This is a genomic window from Streptomyces asoensis, assembly GCF_016860545.1.
GTDB classification, from domain to species: Bacteria; Actinomycetota; Actinomycetes; order Streptomycetales; family Streptomycetaceae; genus Streptomyces; species Streptomyces asoensis.
The window spans coordinates 53,332-79,094 of record NZ_BNEB01000002.1; the positions used below are offsets into that span (position 1 = coordinate 53,332).

At 72.7% G+C, this 25,763-nt stretch carries 25 protein-coding genes; 12 read left to right on the plus strand and 13 right to left on the minus strand.

Translation table 11 applies throughout. The features are described from left to right. Positions 1 to 115: 115 nt before the first annotated feature. The 3 genes from Saso_RS03365 to Saso_RS03375 all read right to left on the minus strand — a co-directional run bounded on the left by Saso_RS03365 (position 116) and on the right by Saso_RS03375 (position 3,047). Positions 116 to 1,603, minus strand: coding sequence for a glutamate synthase subunit beta (locus Saso_RS03365; RefSeq protein WP_189916642.1), 1,488 nt, complete (start codon positions 1,601 to 1,603; stop codon positions 116 to 118). A gap of 144 nt (positions 1,604 to 1,747) precedes the next feature. After that, a complete protein-coding gene (locus tag Saso_RS03370) occupies positions 1,748 to 2,227 on the minus strand; it encodes an anthrone oxygenase family protein (protein ID WP_189916641.1) in 480 nt (159 codons plus the stop codon). A gap of 7 nt (positions 2,228 to 2,234) precedes the next feature. Further along, positions 2,235 to 3,047: a DUF2293 domain-containing protein gene (locus Saso_RS03375; protein WP_189916640.1), complete on the minus strand. Its 813-nt coding sequence runs from the start codon at positions 3,045 to 3,047 to the stop codon at positions 2,235 to 2,237. A 136-nt stretch (positions 3,048 to 3,183) separates the two neighbouring features. Here Saso_RS03375 and Saso_RS03380 point away from each other — a divergent pair, with 136 nt between their 5' ends. Then, the gene (locus tag Saso_RS03380; protein ID WP_189916639.1) at positions 3,184 to 3,816 is read left to right on the plus strand and encodes a nucleoside/nucleotide kinase family protein; all 633 of its coding nucleotides are present in this window, start codon (positions 3,184 to 3,186) and stop codon (positions 3,814 to 3,816) included. 123 nt (positions 3,817 to 3,939) lie between these two features. Beyond that, positions 3,940 to 4,374: a CBS domain-containing protein gene (locus Saso_RS03385; RefSeq protein ID WP_189916638.1), complete on the plus strand. Its 435-nt coding sequence runs from the start codon at positions 3,940 to 3,942 to the stop codon at positions 4,372 to 4,374. A 58-nt stretch (positions 4,375 to 4,432) separates the two neighbouring features. Here the strand turns inward: Saso_RS03385 and Saso_RS03390 are convergent, their stop codons facing one another. Further along, on the minus strand, positions 4,433 to 5,560 hold the full coding sequence (locus Saso_RS03390) for a magnesium and cobalt transport protein CorA (RefSeq protein WP_189916636.1): 1,128 nt from the start codon (positions 5,558 to 5,560) through the stop codon (positions 4,433 to 4,435). 174 nt (positions 5,561 to 5,734) lie between these two features. On the opposite strand from Saso_RS03390, the gene Saso_RS03395 reads away from it, so the two are divergent. Next, complete coding sequence (locus Saso_RS03395; protein ID WP_189916634.1) at positions 5,735 to 6,529, plus strand: methyltransferase; 795 nt, start codon at positions 5,735 to 5,737, stop codon at positions 6,527 to 6,529. 86 nt (positions 6,530 to 6,615) lie between these two features. Here the strand turns inward: Saso_RS03395 and Saso_RS03400 are convergent, their stop codons facing one another. Further along, positions 6,616 to 7,680 (minus strand): carbohydrate kinase family protein, encoded by a 1,065-nt coding sequence (locus Saso_RS03400; RefSeq protein WP_189916632.1) that lies wholly within the window; start codon positions 7,678 to 7,680, stop codon positions 6,616 to 6,618. After that, positions 7,677 to 8,585 (minus strand): pseudouridine-5'-phosphate glycosidase, encoded by a 909-nt coding sequence (locus Saso_RS03405; RefSeq protein WP_189916630.1) that lies wholly within the window; start codon positions 8,583 to 8,585, stop codon positions 7,677 to 7,679. Before Saso_RS03405 ends, Saso_RS03400 begins: the two co-directional genes overlap by 4 nt. Positions 8,586 to 8,682: 97 nt before the next feature. Between Saso_RS03405 and Saso_RS03410 the strand changes: the two genes are divergently transcribed. After that, positions 8,683 to 9,111 (plus strand): VOC family protein, encoded by a 429-nt coding sequence (locus tag Saso_RS03410; RefSeq protein ID WP_189916628.1) that lies wholly within the window; start codon positions 8,683 to 8,685, stop codon positions 9,109 to 9,111. Here the strand turns inward: Saso_RS03410 and Saso_RS03415 are convergent. The 3 genes from Saso_RS03415 to Saso_RS03425 form a co-directional block, all read right to left on the minus strand. After that, on the minus strand, positions 9,102 to 10,421 hold the full coding sequence (locus Saso_RS03415) for an MFS transporter (protein ID WP_189916626.1): 1,320 nt from the start codon (positions 10,419 to 10,421) through the stop codon (positions 9,102 to 9,104). The two genes, Saso_RS03410 and Saso_RS03415, sit on opposite strands and share 10 nt — an antisense overlap. Before the next feature lie 69 nt (positions 10,422 to 10,490). Further along, positions 10,491 to 11,045 (minus strand): methylated-DNA--[protein]-cysteine S-methyltransferase, encoded by a 555-nt coding sequence (locus tag Saso_RS03420; RefSeq protein ID WP_189916624.1) that lies wholly within the window; start codon positions 11,043 to 11,045, stop codon positions 10,491 to 10,493. Positions 11,046 to 11,133: 88 nt separating this feature from the next. Then, positions 11,134 to 12,012 (minus strand): glycerophosphodiester phosphodiesterase, encoded by an 879-nt coding sequence (locus Saso_RS03425; RefSeq protein WP_189916622.1) that lies wholly within the window; start codon positions 12,010 to 12,012, stop codon positions 11,134 to 11,136. A gap of 263 nt (positions 12,013 to 12,275) precedes the next feature. Here Saso_RS03425 and Saso_RS03430 point away from each other — a divergent pair, with 263 nt between their 5' ends. From Saso_RS03430 to Saso_RS03460, 7 genes are all read left to right on the plus strand, one after another. After that, positions 12,276 to 13,139, plus strand: coding sequence for an MHYT domain-containing protein (locus tag Saso_RS03430; protein WP_189916620.1), 864 nt, complete (start codon positions 12,276 to 12,278; stop codon positions 13,137 to 13,139). A gap of 84 nt (positions 13,140 to 13,223) precedes the next feature. Beyond that, positions 13,224 to 15,368 carry an excinuclease ABC subunit UvrB gene (gene uvrB / locus Saso_RS03435; RefSeq protein WP_189916619.1) on the plus strand — a complete coding sequence of 715 codons (2,145 nt, stop codon included), beginning with the start codon at positions 13,224 to 13,226 and terminating at the stop codon, positions 15,366 to 15,368. 159 nt (positions 15,369 to 15,527) lie between these two features. Then, positions 15,528 to 16,106 carry a TerD family protein gene (locus Saso_RS03440; RefSeq protein ID WP_057580284.1) on the plus strand — a complete coding sequence of 193 codons (579 nt, stop codon included), beginning with the start codon at positions 15,528 to 15,530 and terminating at the stop codon, positions 16,104 to 16,106. A 53-nt stretch (positions 16,107 to 16,159) separates the two neighbouring features. Beyond that, positions 16,160 to 18,190: a TerD family protein gene (locus Saso_RS03445; RefSeq protein WP_189916617.1), complete on the plus strand. Its 2,031-nt coding sequence runs from the start codon at positions 16,160 to 16,162 to the stop codon at positions 18,188 to 18,190. Positions 18,191 to 18,415: 225 nt separating this feature from the next. After that, positions 18,416 to 19,417, plus strand: coding sequence for a TerC/Alx family metal homeostasis membrane protein (locus Saso_RS03450; RefSeq protein ID WP_189916615.1), 1,002 nt, complete (start codon positions 18,416 to 18,418; stop codon positions 19,415 to 19,417). 127 nt (positions 19,418 to 19,544) lie between these two features. Further along, positions 19,545 to 19,859, plus strand: a complete 315-nt coding sequence (locus Saso_RS03455) for a hypothetical protein (protein ID WP_189916613.1) — start codon at positions 19,545 to 19,547, stop codon at positions 19,857 to 19,859. A gap of 190 nt (positions 19,860 to 20,049) precedes the next feature. Next, positions 20,050 to 21,150 (plus strand): calcium:cation antiporter, encoded by a 1,101-nt coding sequence (locus tag Saso_RS03460; protein ID WP_189916611.1) that lies wholly within the window; start codon positions 20,050 to 20,052, stop codon positions 21,148 to 21,150. Here the strand turns inward: Saso_RS03460 and Saso_RS03465 are convergent. Next, entirely contained in the window at positions 21,140 to 22,444 is a 1,305-nt protein-coding gene (locus tag Saso_RS03465; RefSeq protein WP_230426615.1) for an MFS transporter, read from the minus strand. The genes Saso_RS03460 and Saso_RS03465 overlap by 11 nt on opposite strands. A 167-nt stretch (positions 22,445 to 22,611) precedes the next feature. On the opposite strand from Saso_RS03465, the gene aroQ reads away from it, so the two are divergent. Further along, complete coding sequence (gene aroQ / locus Saso_RS03470; RefSeq protein WP_189916607.1) at positions 22,612 to 23,085, plus strand: type II 3-dehydroquinate dehydratase; 474 nt, start codon at positions 22,612 to 22,614, stop codon at positions 23,083 to 23,085. A 37-nt stretch (positions 23,086 to 23,122) separates the two neighbouring features. Here the strand turns inward: aroQ and Saso_RS03475 are convergent, their stop codons facing one another. From Saso_RS03475 to Saso_RS03485, 3 genes are read right to left on the minus strand one after another with little or no spacing between them, the layout of a single operon-like run. After that, the gene (locus Saso_RS03475) at positions 23,123 to 23,893 is read right to left on the minus strand and encodes an amino acid ABC transporter ATP-binding protein (RefSeq protein ID WP_307822190.1); all 771 of its coding nucleotides are present in this window, start codon (positions 23,891 to 23,893) and stop codon (positions 23,123 to 23,125) included. After that, complete coding sequence (locus tag Saso_RS03480; RefSeq protein WP_189916605.1) at positions 23,890 to 24,822, minus strand: amino acid ABC transporter permease; 933 nt, start codon at positions 24,820 to 24,822, stop codon at positions 23,890 to 23,892. The genes Saso_RS03475 and Saso_RS03480 overlap by 4 nt, the downstream gene beginning before the upstream one ends. Next, positions 24,819 to 25,721, minus strand: a complete 903-nt coding sequence (locus Saso_RS03485; protein ID WP_189916603.1) for an ABC transporter substrate-binding protein — start codon at positions 25,719 to 25,721, stop codon at positions 24,819 to 24,821. The genes Saso_RS03480 and Saso_RS03485 overlap by 4 nt, the downstream gene beginning before the upstream one ends. Positions 25,722 to 25,763: the final 42 nt, after the last annotated feature.

Here is a 25,763-nt window from a genome sequence, read left to right on the forward strand (position 1 = left end):
CGGACGAGCCGGGCACCGACGGGCCGGGCAACGGACCAGCCGGAGGCCACAAGGCCGTCGCGGCCGAGCGGAGGCCCAGGGGTGGGCGCGGACGAGCCCGGCGGCCGGGGTCGTTTCAGATGCTCATCGGACGGTCGTACGGTCCGATCGGCGAGGGCAGTCGTGAACTCCCCGTCAGATGACGGTCGACGGCCGAGGCCACCGCCCGCCCCTCCGCTATGGCCCACACGATCAGTGACTGCCCGCGCGCCGCGTCCCCCGCCGCGAACACCCCGGGGACGTCGGTCGCGAAGCCGCCGTCCCGCGCGATCGTGCCGCGCGGCGACAGTGACACCCCGAGCTGCTCCACGAGACCGTCCTCGCGGTCGGGGCCCGAGAAGCCGAGGGCGAGCAGCACGAGATCGGCGGGCAGGGCCCGCGAGGTGCCCTCCACCGGCCTGCGCCGCTCGTCGACCTCGACGAGGTGCAGCGACCGCACGTGTCCCGTCTCGTCCCCGGTGAAACGGAGCGTGGACGCGGCGAACAGCCGCGCGTCCGCGTCGGCCGCCGGGGCGGACACCAGATCGCGCGCCTCCTCGTGCGCCGCCGAGAGCCGGTAGATCTTCGGATACGTCGGCCAGGGATCGGTGTCCTCGTCGCGCTCCGCGCCGGGCTGCGCGTAGATGTCGAGCTGGGTGACGGACGCGGCGCCCTCGCGGACCGCCGTGCCCAGGCAGTCGGCGCCCGTGTCGCCCCCGCCGACGATGACGACGTGCTTCCCGGCGGCGGACATCGGGGAGGCCGTGAGATCCCCCTCGCCGACCCGGTTGGCCAGCGGCAGATACTCCATGGCCTGCTGGATCCCGGTCAACTCCCGCCCGGGAACGTGCAGTTCACGCCAGTCGGTGGCACCGGTGGCGATCACCACGGCGTCGTAGCGGACCCGCAGATCCGCCGCCATGACGTCCCGCCCGACCGTGGTCGACGTGCGGAACCTCGTGCCCTCGGCCCGCATCTGCTCGATCCGCCGATCCAGGTGGTGCTTCTCCATCTTGAAGGAGGGGATCCCGTACCTCATCAGGCCGCCGACCCGGTCGTCCTTCTCGTAGACGGCGACGGTGTGCCCCGCCCGGGTCAACTGCTGCGCCGCGGCCAGCCCGGTGGGTCCCGAACCGATCACCGCGACCGTCTTGCCCGACAGCCGGTCCGGAGGCCGCGGCGGGGTGAGACCGTCCTCCCACGCCCGGTCGGCGATGGCGACCTCGACGTTCTTGATGGTGACGGCCGGCTGGTTGATGGCGAGCACGCACCCGGCCTCGCAGGGCGCGGGGCACAACCTGCCCGTGAACTCGGGGAAGTTGTTCGTCGCGTGCAGCCGGTCACTGGCCGCCCGCCAGTCCTCCCGGGAGACCAGGTCGTTCCACTCGGGGATCAGGTTCCCGAGCGGACAGGCGTCGTGGCAGAACGGGATCCCGCAGTCCATGCAACGGTCGGCCTGCCGGCTGATCAGGGGCAGCAGCGCCCCGGGGACGTACACCTCGTCCCAGTCCCCGACCCGCTCCTGGACCGGCCGGCGCGGCCACTCCTCGCGCGGGGTGGTCATGAATCCCTTGGGATCGGCCATGGGCGTCTTCCTCGCGTACCCGTACGACAGACAGGCCGAGCGTCATCGGGCGGCACTCTTGCGGCCACGATACGTCCCGCCGGGCGTCCGCGCAGAGTGGGCCGCAGCGCTTTCCCCGCCCCCGCGGGCGGCCCGTCGCCGGGTTCAGACCAGGGCGAGGACGTACACGACCGCCGAGGCCGCGGACGCGACCGCCCGTACGTGGTTCCACCGCGTCCACTGCCGCAGGTAGACCGGCCAGTACGCGAGCGCCTCCGGCGTGCCGGGCTCCAGTCCCGCCAGTTCCTCGTTGCGCGGCACGTTGGCCACCACGGTCACCCCGAACGCGCCGCACAGGTACAGCGCGCTGCCCAGCAGCAGGTGGACCGCCCCGTCGTCCGGCCACAGCACGAACGTCACCACGGCGATCACCGCGCACAGGACCGCCGCGCCGAGGAACAGGACCATGAACGCCGGGGTCGTCGCGGAGGAGTTGATCGCCTTCATCGCCGCGACACCCTGGGCGGGAGGCAGCGCGGCGAACCCCCGCATCACCAGGACCGAGAAGGCGCAGAAGACCCCCGCCATCAGCCCTGTGACCAGCGAGCCCACCACCGCGAGCAGCAGATACGGTCCCTCGATCATGAAAACGTCAACTCCCAGCCGTCGACCGGAGATCCTGCCCCGTACCGCCCCGCACCTCAAGGGGAAATCCGCTCGTGGACCCGGCCGCGTCCTCCTCCTCGTCCTCAGCGCCGGCTCCGTCCTCGTCCCCGGCTGCGGCCTCCCGCCACGTCCGTATCCGGGTCTCCACGTCGGCCATGATCTGCCGCCGGGCCTCGCGCCGGGGTACGCCGCTCATCAGCAGCCGGTCGTACGGCGTGTCCAGATGCCGCACCGACGCCACCACCGCCGAGACGACGGCCGTCTCGGACAACGCCCGTCCCGCGGCGCTGCGCCCCACCCGGCCGCTGCCCCGCAGCGAGGCGTGCGCGGCTATCCCGGCTGCCCGCTCCCGCGGGCAGCCGGGAAGCAGCCGCAGGATCTCGGCCGCGAACGCCTGCGCGAAGCGTGCGTCCAGTGCCGCCCGGCGCCGTGCGTCCCGGGCCCGGCGGCGCCGTCGCGCCTCCGCGTCCGCCAGACAGCGCTCCTCGGCCCGGACGAGCGCCGCCTCCTCGACCAGGACGCCCTGACGCTCGTAACGCCCCTTGCGCCGGTTGAACCGGACCACCACCGCCGACAGCCCGCTCTCCTCCCGTGACCTGCGGGTCAGGGCCGTGTCGCCACGCGGCAGGAACACCAGGTGCCCCAGGTCGGCGCAGTCGAGGCAGCGCGGCGCGGCGTCCTCCAGCACCAGCATCGCCACCGGACCGCGACGGCATCCGGCGCAGTGCCTGCGCCGGAGCGGCTGGACGACGACGAGTCCGGTGGGGGAGACGCGGGTCGGGAGGGCTGCGGCTGCCATGGGGGCTTCATTCCCCCTGGTGGGCGTGGCGGCACCTGGCCGGACACCCGTCGACCGCCGTCTCCGGTCGCGGGCCGGAGCGCAGAGACCGCTCGGGCCGAGGCGTCCGGTCCGGTGCCTGACGCATCATGGGCGGGTGCGACTCGAAGCGATCACCTGGGAACGGCTCGGCGACCTCCTCGCCGACCGGCTGCTCGACACGGAACCGCAGGGCGGCGGCCCCTGGACGCGCGTCGCCCTCGACGGCGCGCCGGCCGCCCGTCCCGCGGACCTCGCCGAGCGGATCGCCGAGGCCCTGCGCACCCGCGGCCGCCCCTCGCGGGTCGTGGACACCCACGGCTTCCTGCGCTCCGCCTCCCTCCGCCTGGAGTACGGCCGTCATGACGTCGAGGCCTACTACGACGGCTGGTTCGACACCGGCGCCCTGTGGCGCGAGGTGTTCGACCCCCTCGAACCGAACGGGGACGGGCGGATCCTGCCCGACCTCCGGGACCCCGTCACCGACCGCGCCACCCGGAGCCCTTATGTGCAACTCCCGCCCGGTGGAGTGTTGTTGCTGCACGGACCCCTTCTGCTGCGCCACTGGTTCCCCTTCGACCTGACCGTCCACGTCCTGCTCTCCCCGGCGGCCCTGCGCCGGCGCACCCCCGAAGCCGACCGGTGGACGCTGCCCGCGTTCGAGCGCTACGCCCAGGAGACCGATCCGGCCGCGGCGGCCGACGTCCTCGTCCGCGCCGACGACCCGCGCCACCCCGCCTGGGGCGGCTGACCCGGGCCCGGAGCACAGCGGCCCCGCGGGTGCGGGCGTCCGGCGGGGCGGCGAGAATGTAGGGCGCCGGGACCAGCGGCGCCCCCCGTGCCGCGCCGGCCGTCGGGCACCGGGAGGTACTCCATGACCACCGCAGCGGACATCATGCACCGGGGCGCGCAGTGGATCCCCGCCCATGAGACCCTCGACCGCGCCGCCCAGCTCATGCGTGAGCTGAACGTCGGCGCACTGCCGATCAGCGACGAGAACGAGCGGCTCTGCGGCATCCTCACCGACCGGGACATCGTCGTCGGCTGCGTGGCCGTGGGGCACGACCCCGCGAAGGTCACCGCCGGCGAGATGGCGCAGGGCACCCCGCGCTGGATCGACGCGGGCGCGGATGTCGGCCAGGTGCTGCGCGAGATGCAGGACCACCGGATCCGCCGGCTGCCCGTCATCGAGGACAAGCGCCTGGTGGGCATGATCAGCGAGGCCGACCTCGCCCGGCACCTGCCCGAGGAACAGCTCGCCACCTGGGCCGAGAGCGTCTACTCCATGTCCGCCCCCTCCCCGCACTGACACCGCCGCCGCACCGGCCCGGGTCGCCGCACCGGCCCGGGGCGCCGGACCGCGCGGCTCAGAGCCAGCCGTTGCGCCGGAAGCCGCGGTACAGGACCCAGCACGCGACGGTTATCACGCCGATGACCAGCGGATAGCCGAACCTCCAGTGCAGCTCCGGCATGTCGTCGAAGTTCATGCCGTACACACCGCAGACCATCGTCGGCACGGCGATCACCGCGGCCCAGGCCGTGATCTTCCGCATGTCCTCGTTCTGCGCGACCGTGACCTGCGCCAGGTGGGCCTGGAGGATCGAGTTGAGCAGTTCGTCGAAGGCGGCGATCTGCTCGGTGGCACGCAGCAGGTGGTCGGAGACGTCCCGGAAGTACGCCTGTATCTCCGGGTCGACCACCCGGACCGGCCGGTCCGCGAGGTCCAGCAGCGGACGGCCCAGAGGCACCACCGCCCGCTTCAGTTCGAGGAGTTCGCGCTTGAGCTGGTAGATGCGCCCGGGGTCGGCGCGGGCGCCGTTCGCCGCGAACACGTCCGTCTCGACCTGGTCGATGTCCATCTGCACGGCGTCGATGACGTTGAGATAGTCGTCGACCACGTGGTCCGCGATCGCGTGCAGCACCGCCGACGGCCCCTTGGCCAGCTGGGTCGTGTCGGACTCCAGCTCCTCGCGCAGCGGCCCCAGCGACCCGTGCCGGCCGTGGCGCACCGTGATCACGAAGTCCTGGCCGACGAACACCATGATCTCGCCGGTGTTGACCACCTCGCTGGTCGCCGTGAGCTCCTCGTGCTCGACGTAGCAGACCGTCTTGAACACCGCGAAGAGCGTCTCCCCGTACCGCTCGACCTTCGGCCGCTGATGGGCCTCGACGGCGTCCTCGACCGCCAGGGGGTGCAGGTCGAACAGCTCGGCGATGCCCGCGAACTCGTCGTTCGTCGGCTCGTGCAGACCGAGCCACACGAAACCGTGGCCGTTCCTGCGCACCCGTCGCACCGTGTCGACCAGGTCCCCGCCGTGCGGGGCCCGCACGCCGTCCTGGTACGTCACGCAGTTCACCACCGAGGAACCCAGCGGGGACCGCGCGGGGTGACTCAGGTCGACCCGCGGCCGCCGTCGGGCCAGCCGTGCCACCCTGCGCAGGCCGCCGACCCCTCCGAGGCCGGTGACCCTCCGCAGATTCCCCGCCATGGTCATCTGGGTCTCCTTGCGTGAATCTCCGCACCGTGTTCCTGCATCCTGGCGCGCCAGTCTGCCAGGCCGGGGCAAGCCGGGACCAAGCCTGTGGAAAGGGCGGGTTCCGCTTTGTTCCCGCCTGTGGACGACGCGTCGAGGCCGCCCGGCGAGCGGGACAACTGGGATGATCGCGGCATGACGCGATCCGACGGGTACCTCCTCGACAACCGGCAGCCCGAGGCTGCGGAACGCTTCGACGCCTTCGCCGCCCTCTTCGACCCCACGACCTTCCGTCACCTCGAAGGCCTGGGGATCGGGCCCGGCTGGCGCTGCTGGGAGGCGGGCGCCGGGGGGACGTCCGTGGTGTCCTGGCTGGCGAAGAAGGTCGGTCCGACGGGCAAGGTCCTGGCGACCGACCTCGACACCTCCCTGCTGACGGCGGTGGCCCGCCCGCCGGTCGAGGTACGGGTCCACGACCTCGGCACCGAGGAACCGCCGATGGACGGTTTCGACCTGGTGCACGCCCGGCTCGTGCTGGTCCATGTGCCGGACCGGGAGCGGGCCCTGCGGTCGATGGTCGCGTCACTGCGCCCGGGCGGACGGATCCTGATCGAGGACGGCGACCCCGCTCTCCAGCCCCTCCTGTGCCCCGACGAGTACGGTCCCGAACAGCAGTTGGCGAACCGGCTGCGGCACGGCTTCCGCACGCTCCTCGCCGGCCGGGGCGCGGATCTGTCCTACGGCCGCAAGCTGCCGCGCCTGCTCCGCGAGGCCGGCTTGTCCCGGGTCGAGGCCGACGCCTATTTCCCCGTGACCTCACCCGACTGCGCGGCGCTGGAGACCGCGACGGTACGCCAGATCCGCGGCCGACTCGTCGAGGCGGACCTCGCGACCGACGAGGACATCGACCGTCACCTGGCGAACGTCGCCGCCGGCGGCATGGACCTCGCCACCGCCCCGCTGATCTCCGCGTGGGGACGCAAGGGGTAGCGCGAACGCGAGCGGCGCGGTGCGGCGAGGCCCGCCGGGGCCCGGCCCCCGCGCCGTGCCGCCCCGCACCGCGCTGCCCCGAGCTCTCAGCGGGCGGGGGCCGTGGCCGGCGCCGCCGGGTCGTCGCCGGGCACCGATGGCCTGCCGCCCACGCGTTCCACCGCGCGCGCCCCCGCCCGGCACCCCTCGGCCGCCGCGGACTCCGCGCCGGCGCCCGCCAGCAGCGCGGCGAGGAACGCGCCCGTGAAGGCGTCACCGGCGCCCGTGGTGTCGAGCGGTACCGCCGCGGCGGCGGGGACCCGGGCGAGCACCGCGCCGTCGCGGGCCACCAGGGCGCCGTCGGCCCCCTGCTTGGACACCACCAGCGGGACCAGGCGGCTCAGTTCCGCCGCCGCGCCCTCCCCGTCGGACCGCCCGGTCAGCAGACACGCCTCGTCACGACTGGGCAGCAGCACGTCCACCCCTTCGACGAGGGACAGGAAACGGTCCCTGCCCAACTCCACCAGGAAGCCCGCCGAGGCCGGATCGAGACTCACCGGCACTGCACGCGCGCGTGCCGCCGCCGACGCCGTGCGCACCAGGGCGCGCCCGGACTCCGAGAACAGCAGATAGCCCGACAGATGCAGTCGACCGACCCCGTCCAGCAGCGCGTCCGACCAGTCCGCGGGGCCGAGCCGCAGGGCGGCGCCGCTGTCGGTGAGGAACGTCCGCTCGGCCGCGGCGTCGGTGTCCACCAGACAGATCACCGTGCCGGTGGCGGCCTGCGGGTCGACGACCAGCCGCGGCCGCACCCCGCAGGCGGTCAGCTCCCGCTCGTGCCACGCCGCCGACTCCGCGCCCACCCGGCCGAGGAGCCGTACGTCCGCACACCCGTGACGGGCCGCCCAACACGCCACGTTGGCGCCCGCGCCGCCCGGCAGGGTCCTGACCACGGAGACCGTGTCCGTCCCCGGCGCCAGCGGCCCCCGGTAGCGCGCGACGACGTCCGTGACGACGTCCCCGACGACAAGCAGGGCCCGGTCCCGCCCGTCCCCGGGCCCGCCGCCCGCGGGCGCCCCGGTTCCCGGCCCCGTCGCCGCGGTCCGGTCCGGGTCGTGTCCGTGGCCTCGGTCGTCGGCACCGTGGTCCCTTCCGCCCGGTCGCGGGGTCATGCCTCGGCCCACGCCCGCGCGATCCGTGCCGCGAGCCGCACATTGCCGCGCACCGCCGCCAGGTTGGCGCTCAGGGACGCGCCGTCGGTGTGCCGGACGAGGTGGTCCAGCAGGAACGGCGTGACGCCCTGGCCGGTGACACCGGCCTCGTCGCAGGCGCGCAGCGCGTCGGCGAGCACCCGCGCGTGCAGCTCGGGATCGAGTTGCTCCTCCCGGGGGACCGGGTTGGCGACGATCAGCGCCGACTCCGGCCCGCCGAGCGCGTCCTGGGCCCGCATCACATCGGCCACCTGCCCGGGGCTGTCCACCGTCCAGTCCACGGGGTGGCCCGAGTCGGACAGGTAGAACCCGGGGAAGCGGTCGGTGCCGTACCCGGCGACGGCGACGCCCAGGGTCTCCAGCCGTTGCAGGGTCGCCGGCACGTCCAGGATCGACTTCACGCCCGCGCACACCACCGTGATCCGGGTGCTCGCCAGCAGCCCCAGGTCGGCCGACTCGTCCTGGGTGACGGTCCACTGCCGGTGCACCCCGCCGAGCCCGCCCGTGGCGAACACCCGCACGCCCGCGCGCGCCGCCAGCAGCGCCGTCGCCGACACCGTGGTCGCCCCGCTCGCCCCCGCGGCCACGGCGAGCGGCAGGTCGCGGTGGCCCAGCTTGCGGAAACCGTCCTCCTCGGCCACCCGTACGAGCTGCCGGTCGTCCAGGCCCACATGGGGACGTCCGTCCAGCACGGCGACGGTCGCGGGCACGGCTCCCTGCTCGCGTACGGCCGCCTCCAGCTCCCGCGCCACCTGGAGGTTGCGCGGGCGGGGCAGCCCGTGCGAGATGATCGTGGACTCCAGGGCCACCACGGGTTGACGCGCGTCGACCGCGTCCCGCACCTCTTGCGACACCACCAGCACCACGCGAGCCTCCTGTCCGTCGGTCTCCCCTCATCTCTGGCGGGCGCCACGCCCGGTCAAACCCTTGCCTCCTGTGGGGCAGGACACCAGCCTTGGAGGTATGACGGACCACACGACACGTCTGGACCACGTCGTCCTCTGGGTGCGCGACCCGGTGGCCGCCGCCGACTTCTACGCGAAGGCCGTCGGTCTGGAGCCGGTCAGGCTCCGCGAGTTCGAGGCCGGCGAGGAACCGTTCTTGTCGGTGCGCGTCAACGACGAGGCGCTCCTCGACCTCATGCCGTCGGCGATGGCGCCGCGGATGACGATGCTCCCCGGGGCCGTCGAGAGCGCCGGGCATCCCGTGAACCACGTCTGCCTCGCCCTGCCACGGGGCGACTTCGACGCGCTGCGCGCCCGGCTGGAGGAACGCGCCGTCCCCGTCTCGGAGATCACCCACGGTTCCTTCGGAGCCAGGGGCGAGGCCGAGCGCAGCTTCTACTTCCGCGACCCGGACGGCAACGTCGTCGAGGCCCGGCACTACGACTGACGTACCCCCGCGGGGCCGTCCGTGGTGGCTGCGGCGCCGTCCCCGGCCCCGTCGCGGTGCCGGGTGAGCAGGACCAGGGCGGCCAGCGGGACGAGCAGACCGGCCGCGGCGGCGTTGAGCCAGGCATAGCCCGCCCCGGCGACCACGAGCCCGGCGATCGCCCCGCCGACCCCCGCCGAGGTGTTCATGGTGAGGTCGCAGAGCCCCTGGGCGGCGGCCCGCGCCGACTGCGGCACCGAGTCCGTGAGCAGCGCGGAACCCGAGACGAGCCCGGCCGACCAGCCCAGGCCCAGCACGAACAGGCCGAGGGCGGTCCGTCCGTGGCTGCCGCCCGCCGTCCCCGCCAGGAACAGCGCCAGCGCGAGGAGCCCGGCCGCGAGCCCCGCCACCGAGAGCCGCCCCACCCGGTCCGCCAGCCGGCCCATCAACGGGGCGAACGCGTACATGCCGGCGATGTGCCCGCTGATGACGAGCCCGATCAGATCGATGCCCGCGCCGTGGTGGGCGAGGTCGAGCGGGGTCATCGACATGACCGACACCATCGTCGTGTGCGACACGGCCACCGTCACCAGCGCGAGCCGCGCGCGGGGCGAGGCGGCGATCGCGGCCAGACCGGCGCGCAGGGAACGGGCCTGCGGCGACCGGTCCTCCTCGGGGGCGAGCGCGCGGGCCGTCAGCAGCGGGTCGGGCCGCAGCAGCACGGCCACCACGACGGCCGCGACGACGAAGATCGCGGCCGCCCACAGGAACGGGCCGGCCGCCGCAGGGATCCCGAGTCCGGCGACGCTGCGGCCGGCCGGAGCGGCGATGTTCGGGCCCAGCACCGCTCCGACGGTGGTCGCCCACACCACGTTCGCCAGGGCCCGGGCCCGCCCGTCCGGTTCGGCCAGGTCGGCGGCGGCGAACCGCGCCTGGAGGTTCGCCGAGGAGGCGGCGCCGAACAGGGCCATGCCGCACAGCAGCAGCGGGAAGTTCCCGGCGCGGGCCGCCACCACGACGACACCGGCGCCCAGGGCGCCCACGAGATAGGCCAGCACCAGGCCCGGCCGGCGCCCGCGCGCGTTCATCACCGCGGCCATCGGCATCGACAGCACGGCGGTCCCGGCGACGGTCGCGGTGGGCGCGAGCCCGGACAGCGCCTCGGTGCCGCTGACCTGCCGGGCCAGTACGGCGGCCAGCGCGATGCCGGTGGCGACCCCGAGGCCGCCCAGGATCTGGCTCGCGACGAGCACCGCGGTCGTACGGCGGCGCAGGGCGGGCAGGGAAGCGGCGTCGACGGGCGCCGAGCGGACGCGCCCGGCGGCGGTCACGGCCCGCGCCTGACCGTCGCACCGGGGGACCGGCGGCCGCAAGATCTGGTCACCGGCGCAGTCTCCCCCTCAGAACAGCGGCTCGGGTAGTACGCCTTCCAGCGCGAGCAGCTGCCGCTTGGTCTCCAAGCCGCCCCCGAAGCCGCCGATACGGCCGTTGCTCTCGACGACCCGGTGGCAGGGCACGACGACTGGCAGCGGGTTGGCGCCCATCGCCGTCCCCACCGCCTGAGCCGCCGACGGCTGCCCCACCCGCTTCGCGAGATCGCCGTAACCGACGACCGCCCCGAACGGGACACCGGAGGCGAGCTCGCGCAGCACCTGCCGGTTGAAGCCGGAGATCAGCGACCAGTCCAGCGGCAGGTCGAAGTCGCGCCGCGTGCCGCGGAAGTACTCCTCCACCTGCCGTATCGCCTCGGCGAGCAACGGGGAGCCGGGCGCCTCGACGGGCTCCGTGCCCAGCCGGGCCGACAACCGGGCGAGCGCCTGGTCGCGCACCGGCTCGGTGGCGTGGAACACGACGTTGAGCAGGCCCCCGTCCGTCGCGGCCAGCAGCAGGGGGCCGATGTCGGTGCCGACGACGGCCCATACGACCCGCTGCTCGTTGTGCCCATGGCTGTCCATGCGCCCACGGTACGGCCCGCCACCGACAACGCCCCCGGGCCGCCGGCCCGGTCCCTCCCGCACCGGCGCCCCGGGAGCGCGCCGGACGTCAGTATCCGTACAGGGCGTGCCGCACCAGGTCGGGCTCGTCGGTGATCACGCCGTCCACGCCGTACCCGGCGACGGCCCGGGCGGTCGCCGCGTCGTCGACGGTCCAGGTGAACACCTTCACCGTCGTGCCGTGCGGTCCGGTCAGGGCGTGCACGGCGGAGACGTACGACGACGACAGGGAGGTGTGCGAGGGATTGACCAGGTCGGCGAACTGTGCGAAGCGGGGCAGGTCGGCGAGGGCCGGCATGCCGAGCAGACCGGTCCTCACGGCCGGTTCCAGGTCGTGGACGGTCCGCAGGCTGTCGGCGCTGAAACTCTGCACGATCAGCCGGTTCGCGAGGTGCCGCCGGTCCAGCCAGCCCTCGTTGCCCAGCAGCTTGAGGGTCTCCCGCTCGATCCCCGGATACAGCTCGGGGTTCTTCACCTCCAGGAGCAGCTTCTGGTGGTGTCGCTCGACCCGGTCGAGGTACTCCTCCAGCGTCGGCACGCGCGCCCCGGCGTACGCGGCGCCGAACCAGCTCCCCGCGTCGAGGCGGGCGATCTCGGCCGCGGTGAAGTCCCGGACCTTCCAGGGAGCGCGCCCGGGAAAGACCTCCTCGGCGTCCGTCGTCCGCCGGAGGCTCTCGTCGTGGATCACCACCAGTACGCCGTCGCTGGTGCGCTGGACGTCGTTCTCGACCCAGGAGACGCCCAGCGCGGCCGCGGCGTCGACGGCTTCCAGGGTGTTCTCGGGGGCGCGGGCGGAGGCGCCCCGGTGGGCGACCACGGACGGCCGCAGGGCGCTGCCCGCGCGCGCGTCGGGACCGGGGAGCAGGAGGGCGACGGTGCCGAGCACCGCGGTGGTCGTGGCGACAACGGCAACTACGCGTGCGTGCATGCGTACTCCTCGCGTCAGGCCATCACATACAGCACCACAGTGACAGCAGCGGGTCGACGGCGGAGGAGCGTCCGACGGCCCGGGGACGCCCGAGGCCGTTCACCGGTGCCGCACATGTGCGGCCGGGGCGTGTTTCTTTGCCGGAAAATCGTTCGACCATTCCGGTGGGGGTCATACTCTCTCTCAGCCTTGACCGCGCGCCGCGGTCCTGGGGAGGGGCGCATCACAGGGACATCCACCAACAGGGCGAAGGGCAACCGCGCATGCACGGCACGGTCGACGGTTTCAGCTACGGACTCGTCACACCGGTGGTGGCCTATCTCATGGCCTGTCTCGGCGGTGCCCTCGGACTGCGCTGCACCACCAGAGCCCTGCTCGTCGCCCAGTCCTGGCGCCCGGGGTGGCTCGCCCTGGGCTCGGCGGCGATCGGCTCCGGCATCTGGACCATGCACTTCATCGCGATGATCGGCTTCACCGTCGACGGCGCCCCGATCCACTACGACAAGCCGATGACCTACGCGAGCCTCGGTGTGGCCATCGTCATGGTGGGCGTGGGGATCTTCATCGTCGGCTACCGCGGCGCGACCGGGACCGCGGTCTTCACCGGCGGCACCATCACCGGCCTGGGCATCGCGTCCATGCACTACCTGGGCATGGCGGGGATGCACTTCAGCGGGACCTTCGAGTACAACACCCTGACCGTCGCCGCCTCCGTCGCCATCGCCATGGCCGCCGCCACCGCCGCCCTGTGGGCCGCCGGGCAGGTCAGGGGCTTCCTGTGGAGCGTGGGCGCCAGCCTGGTCATGGGGCTGGCCGTGACCGGCATGCACTACACCGGCATGGCGGCCCTGAGCGTCCACCTCCACGCGGGCGAGCCGACCGCGGGCGATTCCCCCGCCGCCCTCCTCGCCCCCATGCTTGTCGGCCCCCTCGCCTTCCTCTGCCTCGCGGGCGCCGTCGTCGTGTTCGACCCGCTCATGGTCGCGGGCGGGCCGGACCGGACCCCCGCCGAGCACAAGCCCGGCGTCCCCGCGCACACCCCCGCGCGGCGCCCGTCGCGCAGGCCCGGCCTCCGCGACCGCCGGCAGGTGACGCACGGCGGGTCGCGGGCCCCGCAGAACCGCTGATCCCGGCACCGGTGCTCCCCGCGCCGGCCGTCGGCATCCGCCGACCGGACCCCGTTGTCAGTGGGGGGTCGTACGGTGGATGGCATGCGGCCCGTTTCCCACATCGAACGCACGGTGGCGCCCTTCGAGGTCGTCAGTCCCTACCAGCCCAGCGGCGACCAGCCGGCGGCCATCGCCGAGCTGGCCAAGCGCGTCGAGGCAGGTGAGAAGGACGTCGTCCTGCTCGGCGCGACCGGCACCGGAAAGTCCGCCACGACCGCGTGGATGATCGAGAAACTCCAGCGCCCCACCCTGGTCATGGCGCCGAACAAGACCCTGGCCGCCCAGCTGGCGAACGAGTTCCGCGAACTGCTGCCGAACAACGCGGTCGAATACTTCGTCTCGTACTACGACTACTACCAGCCCGAGGCGTACGTCCCGCAGTCGGACACCTACATCGAGAAGGACTCCTCGATCAACGAGGAGGTCGAGCGCCTGCGGCACTCCGCGACCAACTCCCTGCTCACCCGCCGCGACGTCGTCGTGGTCGCCTCGGTCTCCTGCATCTACGGCCTGGGCACCCCGCAGGAGTACGTGGACCGGATGGTCCCGCTCCGCGTCGGCGACGAGCTCGACCGCGACGAGCTGCTGCGCCGCTTCGTCGACATCCAGTACACCCGCAACGACCTGGCGTTCACCCGCGGCACCTTCCGGGTGCGCGGCGACACCATCGAGATCTTCCCGGTCTACGAGGAGCTCGCCGTCCGCATCGAGATGTTCGGCGACGAGATCGAGGCCCTGTCCACGCTGCACCCGCTCACCGGCGAGATCATCAGCGACGACGAGCAGCTGTACATCTTCCCGGCGACCCACTACGTGGCCGGACCGGAGCGCCTGGAGCGCGCCGCCAACGACATCGAGAAGGAACTCGGCGAGCGGCTGGCCGAACTGGAGAAGCAGGGCAAGCTCCTGGAGGCCCAGCGCCTGCGCATGCGGACCACGTACGACCTGGAGATGCTCCGCCAGATCGGCTCCTGCTCCGGCGTCGAGAACTACTCGATGCACTTCGACGGGCGCCTGCCCGGCTCCCCGCCGAACACCCTGCTCGACTACTTCCCCGACGACTTCCTGCTGGTGATCGACGAGTCCCACGTCACCGTCCCGCAGATCGGTGCCATGTACGAGGGCGACGCCTCCCGCAAGCGCACCCTCGTCGACCACGGTTTCCGGCTGCCCTCGGCGCTCGACAACCGGCCGCTGAAGTGGGAGGAGTTCCAGGAGCGCATCGGCCAGACCGTCTACCTGTCGGCGACCCCCGGCAAGTACGAGCTCTCGCGCGGCGACGGCGTCGTCGAGCAGATCATCCGTCCCACCGGCCTGATCGACCCGGAGGTCGTCGTCAAGCCCACCGAGGGCCAGATCGACGACCTGGTGCACGAGATCCGCACGCGCGTGGAGAAGGACGAGCGCGTCCTGGTCACCACCCTCACCAAGAAGATGGCCGAGGACCTCACGGACTACTTCCTGGAGCTCGGCATCCAGGTGCGCTACCTGCACAGCGACGTGGACACGCTGCGCCGTATCGAGCTGCTGCGCGAGCTGCGCGCCGGCGAGTTCGACGTCCTGGTCGGCATCAACCTCCTGCGCGAGGGCCTCGACCTGCCCGAGGTCTCCCTCGTGGCGATCCTCGACGCCGACAAGGAGGGCTTCCTGCGCTCCGGCACCTCGCTGATCCAGACCATCGGCCGCGCGGCGCGCAACGTCTCCGGCCAGGTCCACATGTACGCCGACAAGATCACCCCGGGCATGGAGCGGGCGATCGACGAGACCAACCGCCGCCGGGAGAAGCAGGTCGCCTACAACACGGCCCACGGCATCGACCCGCAGCCGCTCCGCAAGAAGATCAACGACATCGTCGCGCAGATCGCCCGCGAGGAGGTCGACACCGAGCAGCTGCTCGGCACCGGCTACCGCGCGAAGAAGGACGGACGGGGGACCAAGGCCCCCGTGCCCTCCCTGGGCGACAAGGCGGCCAAGGGCGCCAAGACCAAGGCGGCCAGGGGCAAGACCGGGGAGACGGTGCCCACGGACCGTCCCGCGGCCGAACTCGCCGAGCAGATCGAGGAGATGACGGAGCGCATGCGGGCCGCCGCCGCGGACCTGCAGTTCGAGGTCGCCGCCCGGATCCGCGACGAGGTCTCGGAGATGAAGAAGGAACTGCGGCAGATGAGGGAGGCGGGTCTGGCCTGACGGACCCGTGCGGCCGATGTGCCCGGCCCCGCACGTGCTGTGTTGCAAGACCGACACAAAGTGCGGGCCTGGGTACGGCACTGTCAGTGCCTTTGCGTAGGGTTTCCGTCAACCGCGGGCTCGCGGCAACAGGGGACAGTCGAAGAGGGGAATCAGCGCGTGACCGTCAATATGACCAAGGGTCAGGCCATCAGTCTGCAGAAGAACGACGGGGGCAGCCTGACCGCGGTGCGCATGGGTCTCGGCTGGCAGGCGGCCCCGCGGCGCGGCCTGTTCGGCTCCCGGACCCGCGAGATCGACCTCGACGCCTCCGCCGTCCTGTTCGCCGACAAGCAGCCGGTGGACGTCGTCTTCTTCCGTCACCTGGTGAGCGACGACGGCTCCGTCCGGCACACCGGTGACAACCTCGTCGGTGGTGTCGGCCAGGGCGGCGACGACGAGGCGATCCTCGTCGACCTCGCGCGCGTGCCGGTCCACATCGACCAGATCGTCTTCACCGTGAACTCCTTCACCGGCCAGACCTTCCAGGAGGTGCAGAACGCGTTCTGCCGCCTGGTCGACGAGACCAACGGCCAGGAGCTCGCGCGCTACACCCTGGCGGGCGGCGGCGCCTACACGGCCCAGATCATGGCGAAGGTGCACCGCGTCGGCGGGGGCTGGAACATGACGGCCCTCGGCACGCCGGCCAACGGCCGTACCTTCCAGGACCTGATGCCCGCGATCCTGCCCGCGCTGTAGGGCGCAGAGCGGCACACCACAACACCGGACGCGACGCAGGGGGACGACAGGCGATGACGGCCGAGCTGGTGCGGGGACAGAACCACCCGCTCTCCCAGGTCCGCCTCGAGATCCGGGTCTCGGCCGGCAGGCCGGTCACGGCGGCCGCCACGCTCGGCGACGAGAGCGGCCGGGTCCCCGGTGTGGAGTGGGTCGCCCATCCGGGCGTGCCCACCCTGCCGGGCCTGGAGGTCTCCCGGCAGGCGGCCGCCGACCACCGTCTGGCGGTGGACCTGGACGCCGTGTCGGCGTCCGTGCACCGGGTCAGCGTCCTGCTCGCCCTGCCCACGGGCGTCGGCGGGCCGGCCTCGTTCGGCTCGGTCGCGGCCCCCTTCGTCGCGGTCACCGGCCTCGACGGCACCGAGGTCGCCACGTACACGATCACCGGTCTGGACGCGGAGTCGGCCGTCGTCGCGCTGGAGCTGTACCGTCGCCAGGGCGCCTGGAAGGTGCGCGCCGTCGGCCAGGGCTATGCGGGCGGCCTCGCCGAACTCCTCGCCGACCAGGGCCTGTCGCAGGCGCACCAGCTCGCGGCGGGCATCAACGACGCCGTGGTGCAGGGGCTGGCCCGTTCGGTGCCGGCCCCGCCGCCGCGCACCGCCGACGGCGACCGCTCCCGGCAGGCGGCCGCGTCCACCCTCGGCCCCGACCAGGGCGCCTCGCCGTACAGCACGCAGAACCCTCAGGGCGCGGGCCCCTACGGCCCGGCCCAGAACCCGCAGGGCACCCAGGGCGCGGGCTACCCGGCCGGCGCCGCCCCGGCGGACCCCGCCCCCCAGCCCACTTCCCCCGGCACCCCGTCGGCGCCGACGCCGCCGGGTGCGGGCGGCCCGATCGACTACAGCCACCCGCGCCGCGGCACCGGCGCACCGCCGCCCCCTCCGCCCACCGCGCCCCCGGCCCGGCCCGGGCAGCCCGCCACGCCCGTCGCGGGTGACGCGACCGGCTGGTCCATGGAGGAACGCCTCTACAACCAGGTCTGGGGCATGTTCGAGGACCTGGCCCGCACCACGGCCGCGTACCGCAGCGCCGTCGACTTCGCCGAGACGCGCATGGAGAAGGAGCTGGACCAGGTCCTGTCCGACCCGCGCAGCAGGATGGGCGGTCAGGGGGACGCCGCCCGCGAGGCGGCCCAGGCCAGACACCTCCAGCTCGTCGACCAGGCCAGGGAGGCGCTGGACCGGGACCTCGTCCAGCTCGGCGCCGAGGCCGACGTGGTGGAACCGGCGCTGCCCGCGGCGTACGCGCGCTGGGACAATCCCGTCTGGCACGCCTATCGCGTCCCGATGGAGATGCCCATGGCGGTGCGGCTGGGCGACCTGCGTCTTCCCGAGAGCGACCCGCTCAGCATCCCGATGCTGGTCAGGCTTCCGCTGGAACGCGGCCTGTGGATCGACAGCGGGCGGGTGGGCTCGTCCGAGGGGGCGTTCGCCGACTCCCACGACCTGCGGCGGCTCGCGATGGAGTCGGCCGTGGCGCACATGGCCCGGCTGCTCGCGGTGCACCCGGCCGACGAGTTCACCGTGCACGTCATCGACCCGGCCGGATCCGGTGCCCGCCAGCTCGAACCGCTGGTGCGCAGCGGGGTGCTCGCGGCGCCGCCCGCGGCCGGCGCGGCAGGGGTCGCGCAGGTCCTGGGGCGGCTCACCGAGCGCGTCGACCTGGTGCAGATGGCGGTGCGCGGCGGGATGACCGACTCGCTGCCGCCGGGCTTCGACACGGCGCACCAGCTGCTGGTGGTCAACGACTTCCCGCACGGTTTCGACGACCGTGCCGTGAACCAGCTGCGCTACCTCGCGGACGAGGGCCCCGGTGTGGGCGTGCACCTGATGATGGTCGCCGACCGGGAGGACGCCGGCGGTTACGGTCCGTTGCTGGATCCGCTGTGGCGCGGGCTGCTGCGGCTGACGCCGGTGCCCGACGACCACCTCGCCGATCCGTGGGTGGGCCACGCCTGGACGTACGAGCCGAGCCTCGTGCCGCCCGGCAGCCAGGTGCTCCAGCAGGTGCTGACCCAGGTGGCGCAGGCTCGCGCCAAGTACTAGTAAAGGCCTCTGACCAGCGTACTTGTACTTTCTTTTACCAATCGCTTTACCTTTTCTTGGTGGTTGGGGTACTGTTTTCCTCACGGAGGGGAGTACTCCCGCTGCGGCGTTCCCGTCAATACGGACCGAACGAGGTCCCGGGGCGCCGGCCCGGTTCCGGGTGGAAGAGACCTCCGGCAGCGCAACGACGCTGATCACCTGCCGTTACGTACTGCCGGAGGCGCAGTGGATGTTTCCCTGGCCCTATGGGTCCTGACCATCGTGGGCCTTGCCGCCCTCATCGCGGTCGACTTCTTCATCGGCCGCAAACCGCACGACGTGTCGATCAAGGAAGCGGGGATCTGGACCGTCGTCTGGATCGCCCTCGCCGGTCTCTTCGGTGTCGGGCTGCTCGTCTTCGGCGGCGGTGAACCGGCCGGCGAGTTCTTCGCGGGCTTCATCACCGAGAAGTCGCTCAGCGTCGACAACCTCTTCGTCTTCGTACTGATCATGGCGAAGTTCGCGGTCCCGTCGCAGTACCAGCAGCGGGTCCTGCTCGTAGGAGTCCTCATAGCCCTGGTCCTGCGGGCGATCTTCATCGCCGCGGGCGCCGCGATCCTCGCCAGCTTCGCCTGGGTGTTCTACCTCTTCGGCGCCTTCCTCATCTGGACCGCCTGGAAGCTCATCCAGGAGGCCCGTGCCGACGAGGAGGACGAGGAGTTCGAGGAGAACAAGCTGCTCAAGGCCGTCGAGAAGCGCTTCGGCGTCGCCGACCGCTACCACGGCACGAAGCTGTGGATCGAGCAGAACGGCAAGCGGATCATGACCCCGATGCTGGTCGTGATGCTCGCGATCGGCACCACCGACGTGCTCTTCGCCCTCGACTCGATCCCGGCGATCTTCGGCCTGACCCAGGACCCGTACATCGTCTTCACGGCCAACGCCTTCGCCCTGATGGGTCTGCGGCAGCTGTACTTCCTCATCGGCGGACTGCTGAGGAAGCTGGTCCACCTCAGCTACGGCCTGTCGATCATCCTCGGCTTCATCGGGGTGAAGCTGGTGCTGCACGCGCTGCACGAGTCCGGGGTCCACGTGCCCGAGATCAGCATCCCGGTCTCGCTCGGGGTCATCTGCTCCGTCCTGATCGTCACCACGATCACCAGCCTGCGCGCCTCCCGGAAGCAGGCGGCGGCCGAGGCGGCGCGGACCGGGAGCGAAAGCGCTCCGAAGGACAGCATCGGGGCCTGACCACGCAGTACGTGGCAACAACCACCCCGGGCGGCGGTGCGCGGCGCATTGCCGGGCACCGCCCCCGGTGCTTCGTCGGGTACCGGGGGTCCCCGTGCGGGGACACCGGGATCCGGGTGGAGGCACCATGGGCACATCGCAGAGGTTCGTCCAGATCATCGACTTCGAGACCGACCGCATCGACGAGTTGAGGGCGCTGGCCGAGGAGGGGGAGCGGAGCATCACCGGCCGGACCGACGGCCCCAGGCGTCGCCTGGTCCTCCAGGACCGGAGCCGGCCGAATCGCTACCTGGTGATCGTCGAGTTCGACTCCCACGAGGAGGCCATGCGCAACAGCGCCGACCCCGAGACGGGAAAGTTCGCGGAACGGATGGCCGCGCTCTGCACCAGCCCCCCGGCCTTCACCGACTGCGACGTCCAGGACACGACCGAGTTCAGCTGACGACGCCCGCGCGCGGACGGCGCGGATGGCGCTGACGGCGTTGACGGCGTTGACCGCACCGGCTGTGCGTCGACCGTACGATCCGCCGGAGCCGTGAGAGCACCTCACACGGTTCCGGCGCTCCCGCTCCGGCCGCCGCTGCCACCGCGGCCGGAATGCGAAGCCCCTACGGCTCTGCGACGATCGCAGCATGATCGCTCGGCTCGGTTCGGTCACGGCCCGCTGGACCACTCTCGTACCGGCGCTCGCGGTCGTCCTGCTGGTCCTGACGTGGGGACGCGATCTGCCCGGCGCGGTCGTGGCGGTGGTGACCCTGGTCCTCGCCGGAGCGGTCCTGGCCGCCGTGCACCACGCGGAGGTCGTCGCCCACCGGGTCGGTGAACCCTTCGGTTCCCTCGTCCTCGCGGTCGCCGTGACGATCATCGAAGTCGCCCTGATCGTCACCCTGATGGCGGACGGCGGTGACAAGAGCGCGACGCTGGCCAGGGACACGGTCTTCGCGGCCGTGATGATCACCTGCAACGGCATCGTCGGCCTGTGCCTCCTGGTCGCCTCGCTGCGTCACGGCACGGCGATCTTCAACCCCGAGGGCACCGGCGCGGCCCTGGCGACCGTCGCGACCCTGGCCACGCTCAGCCTGGTCCTGCCGACCTTCACCACCAGCAAACCGGGCCCGGAGTTCTCCACCGTCCAGCTCACCTTCGCCGCCCTGTCCTCGCTGGTCCTGTACGGCCTGTTCGTGACGACCCAGACGGTCCGGCACCGCGACTACTTCCTGCCGGTCACCCGGCAGGGAGACGTCATCACCGCCGACGACCACGCGGGCGCCCCCACCGCCCGGACCGCCCTGATCAGCCTGGGGCTGCTCGGCACGGCCCTGATCGGGGTGGTGGGCCTCGCCAAGGGCGTCTCGCCCACGATCGAGTCCGCGGTGGAGGCCGCCGGACTCCACCAGGCGGTGGTGGGGGTGATCATCGCCCTGCTCGTCCTGCTCCCCGAGACCATCGCCGCCCTGCGCTCCGCCCGCCGCGACCGGGTGCAGACCAGCCTCAACCTCGCGCTCGGCTCCGCCATGGCCAGCATCGGGCTGACCATCCCCGCGGTCGCCCTGGCCTCCCTCTGGCTCTCCGGCCCGCTCGTCCTCGGACTCGGATCCACCTACATGGTGCTGCTCGCGCTGACCGTCGTGGTCAGCTCGCTCACCGTGGTCCCGGGACGGGCCACGCCGTTGCAGGGCGGCGTCCACCTGGTGCTGTTCGCGGCCTATCTGGAACTGGCGATCAATCCGTAGCCGGCTGCACGGCGGCCACCGGCACCGGGCGGGTCTCCGGCAGCAGCGCGAAGCAGCCGAGGCTGAGCAGCGCGATCCCCGTCAGATACGCGCCCACCCCCCACGGGACCCGCCCCGGCTGCTCCGCGAGGGCGGTCGCCACGACCGGCGTCAGCGCACCCCCGAGGACACCGCCGAGGTTGTAGCCGACCGCCGCACCGGTGCAGCGCACGCGTGGCGCGTACAGCTCGGGCAGATAGGCCGCGATCACCGCGAACATCGTCACGAAGGCGAGCAGCGCCCCCAGGAGACCGAGGAACATCGGCAGCGGCTCACCGGTCGACAGCAGCGCGACCAGCGGGAACATCCACAGCGCGGCCGCCGCGCACCCCACGAGGCACAGCGGCCGCCGACCGTAGCGGTCGCCCAGCACCGCCATCACCGGTGTCAGCGCGCCCTTCACCGTCACGGCGCCCATGATGCAGGCCAGCACCACCGTCCGGCTCACGCCCAGCCGTTCGGTCGCATAGGCCAGCGACCAGGTCGTCACGGCGTAGAAGACCGCGTACCCGACGGCGAGCGCGCCGGCGGTCAGCAGGACGAGCCGCCAGTGGTCGCGCACGACCTCCACGAGCGGTACGCGCGCGTGCTCGCCGATCTCCAGGAACCGGGGGCTCTCGGGCAGCGACGACCGCAGCCACAGTCCCAGGACGGCCAGTGCCCCGGCCGCCCAGAACGGCACCCGCCACCCCCACTGCGTGAACTGCGCCTCGGTGAGCGACACCGACAGGACCAGCACCACCCCGTTGGCCAGCAGGAACCCCACCGCGGGCCCGACCTGCGGGAAGCTCGACCACAGGGCGCGCCGGCCCTCGGGCGCGTGTTCCGCCGTCAGCAGCACCGCGCCGCCCCACTCGCCGCCGAGCCCCAGCCCCTGGAGGAAGCGCAGGACGAGCAGCAGCAGGGGAGCGGCCACCCCGATCCTGTCGTAGGCCGGTACGCAGCCGACCGCGACCGTGGAGGCGCCGGTCAGCAGCAGGGAGACCACGAGGACCGGCCGCCGCCCGCGCCGGTCGCCGACGTGCCCGAACAGCACCGCCCCCAGGGGCCGCGCGACGAATCCCACGCCGAAGGTGGCGAACGCGGCGAGGGTCCCCGCCAGTGGTGAGAACGTCGGGAAGAACAGCGGCCCGAGGACCAGCGCGGCCGCGGTGCCGTAGACGAAGAAGTCGTAGAACTCGATGGCGGTCCCGGCGAGCGAGGCGGCCGCGAGCCGTGGCATGGAGGGCGCCCTCACGGTGCGTACGTCGTGCATGCCGCGTCAACCACCCGTCGTGATCACGGGTTACGGGGCGTGCGGGGGCGCGGCGCGCGGTCCGGGGGCGCGACGGCCCCCGGTGCCCGCTGCCCCGCGGTCGCACCGTGATAGACCGGGGTGAGCGGCGGCCCCCGACGGACCGCCCCCTACGGACCGGAGGAACCGTGCCCCGCAGCCTGGCCAACGCCCCGATCATGATCCTCAACGGGCCCAACCTGAACCTCCTGGGGCAGCGCCAGCCGGAGATCTACGGTGCCGACACGCTCGCCGACGTCGAGGCGCTGTGCGTGAAGGCGGCGGCCGCGCACGGCGGCACCGTGGACTTCCGCCAGTCCAACCACGAGGGCCAGTTGGTCGACTGGATCCACGAGGCACGGCTGGACCACTGCGGCATCGTGATCAACCCCGGCGCCTACTCGCACACGTCGGTGGCGATCCTCGACGCGCTCAACGCCTGCGACGGCCTGCCGGTGCTGGAGGTCCACATCTCCAACATCCACCGGCGCGAGTCCTTCCGGCACCACTCGTACGTGTCGCTGCGCGCCGACGGCGTCATCGCGGGCTGCGGGGTGCAGGGCTATGTGTTCGGCGTCGAGCGGGTCGCCGCGCTGGCCGGGGCCGGAAAGGCCGACGCGTGAGCACCGGCCCGCGGCGCCGGACCGCGCACCGCGCTTCCTAGAGGCGGCCCGCCTCCACGATCCGCCGCAGGAACTGCCGGGTCCGCTCCTGCTGCGGATCGCCGAACAGCCGCTCGGCGGGGCCGCGCTCCAGCACGACGCCCCCGTCCAGGAAACAGACCTGGTCGGCGACCTCGCGCGCGAAGCCCATCTCATGGGTGGCGAGCACCATGGTCATGCCGTCGGCCTTCAGGTCCCGCACGACGTTCAGGACCTCGCCGACCAGTTCCGGGTCGAGGGCGGCCGTGACCTCGTCGAGGAGCAGCAGCCGGGGACGTACGGCGAGGGCCCGCACGATGGCCACCCGCTGCTGCTGGCCGCCGCTGAGCCGGTCGGGGTACTCGTCGGCCTTGCCGGCCAGCCCGAGCCGCTCCAGGAGCTCCCTGGCGTGTTCCTCGGCCCGCGCCCGGGGCACCCCGTGCACGCGGCGCGGGGCCAGCGTGATGTTCTCCAGCACGGTCATGTGCGGGAAGAGGTTGTACGCCTGGAAGACCACGCCGATCCGGCGCCGCACCGCGTCCTGGTCGGCCCGCGGGTCGGTGATCTCCTCGCCGTCCAGCCAGATCGCGCCGTCGTCGATGTCCTCCAGCAGGTTGGCGCAGCGCAGCAGCGTGGACTTGCCGGAGCCGGAGGCGCCGATCAGCGCCGTCACCGTGTGCGGGGCGACCTCCAGGTCGACGTCCCGCAGGACGACGGAGCCGCCGAAGGTCTTGCGGACGGCCTCCATCCGCAGCACCGGCTCCGGCTTTGTCGGGGCGTCGTCGCTCATGTCGTTCCTCCCTGGGCCCGCTGACGGTCCATCCGGGCCGTCACCCAGTCGGTGAAGCGGGTCATCGGGATGGTCAGGGCCACGAAGACCAGTCCCGCGACGATGTACGGCGTGTAGTTCAGGCTGCGCCCGACGATGATGTCGGCCGCGCGTACGGCGTCGATCGCGCCGCCGATCGAGACGAGACCTGTGTCCTTCTGGAGCGACACCAGATCGTTGAGCAGCGGGGGCACCTGGCGGCGCACGGCCTGGGGGAGCACCACGAAGCGCAGTGCCTGGCGGTTGCTCAGCCCCAGGGAGCGGGCCGCGGCGCGCTGCGAGGGGTGCACGGACTCGATGCCGGCGCGGAACACCTCGGCGACGTACGCCGAGTACGTCAGCGTCAGCGCGGTGCCGCCCAGCAGCACCGGGTCGACGGTCACGCCCTGGAGCCGCAGCGCCGGGACGCCGAGCACGACGATCATCAGATTGATGATCAGCGGCAGACCGCGGAAGAAGTCCGTGTACGCCGCGGCCAGCACCCGCAGCGGGAAGAACACGGGCCCGCGCAGGGTGCGGGCCACGGCGATGAGCATGCCGAGGACCAGCACCGCGGCGCCGCAGACCAGCAGCAGCCTGACGTTCAGCCAGAGCCCTTCGAGGACCTTCGGGAGCGCCTCGCGCGCGTACTGCCCGTCGAAGAAGGTCTCCTTGGTGCGCGGCCAGCCCGGCGCGCCGACGACGACCAGGTAGAGGACGGCGCCGGTGACCAGGGTGGACAGCGCGGCGACGGCCGTGGCGCGACGGGCACGCGCGCGCTTGTAGCGCTCGCGCTCCCGCCGGCGCCGCGAGGGGACGTAGCCGTCCGCGGGGGCGTCCTCGCCGCCCCCGCGCGGGTCGCCCTCGCCGTCCGTGCCCTCCCGGCCGGACTCCCCCTTCGTGACGGTCACTTGAGGACCGGGGCGTCTACGGCGTCGGAGAGCCACTGCTGCTCGATCTTCGCCAGGGTGCCGTCGGCGCGGAGCGCGTCCACGGCGGCGCTCACGCAGGAGGTGAGCGTGCTGCCCTTGTCGAGCACCAGGCCGAACTGCTCGGGCGTACCGCCCTGGTTCTCGAACTGGCCGACGATCTCGGCGTCGGTGACCTCGGCCGCCGTGATGTAGAAGGCGGTCGGCAGGTCGGTGACGATGGCGTCGACCTGGCCGTTCTTCAGCGCCGACTTGGCCTGGTCGTTCTTGGCGTAGACGGCCGGCTGCCCGGTCGGCTTCACCACGTCGTCGATGTAGTCCAGGCTGGTGGTGCCGACCTGCGCGCCGAGCTTGAGCCCCTTGAGGTCCGCGACGCTCTTCGCCTTCGCCGCCTTGGTGCCCTTGAGGGCGATGACGGCCTGACGCACGTCGTAGTAGCCGGACGAGAAGTCCACGGCCTTCTTGCGCTCGTCGCTGATCGACACCTGGTTGATGTCGAAGTCGAAGGTCTTCGCACCGGGCGCGAAGGCCTTGTTGAACGGCACGCTCTGCCACACCACGGCGCTGCGGTCGTAACCGAGTTGCTCCGCCACGGCGTACGCCACCGCCGACTCGAAGCCCTTGCCGTTGGACGGCTTGCCGTCCTTGAACCACGGCTCGTACGCGGGCTCGTCGGTGGCGACGGTCAGCTTGCCGGTGGTCGCGGTGGCGAGCTTGCCCTTGGCGCAGACGTTCGCGCCGGAAGCGGCGTCCGCCCCCGTGCCGGAAGGCGCGGAGGCCGCCTTCTCCTCGGGCTGCGGGGCGCAGCCGACGGCGGTCGCGAGGAGGGCTACGGTGGCGCCGGCCAGGGCGCGGCGCAGAACACGCGGGGCGATGTGCATGGCCGGAGACTGGCAGCGAAACCCCTGTCTGTCCAGGTCACA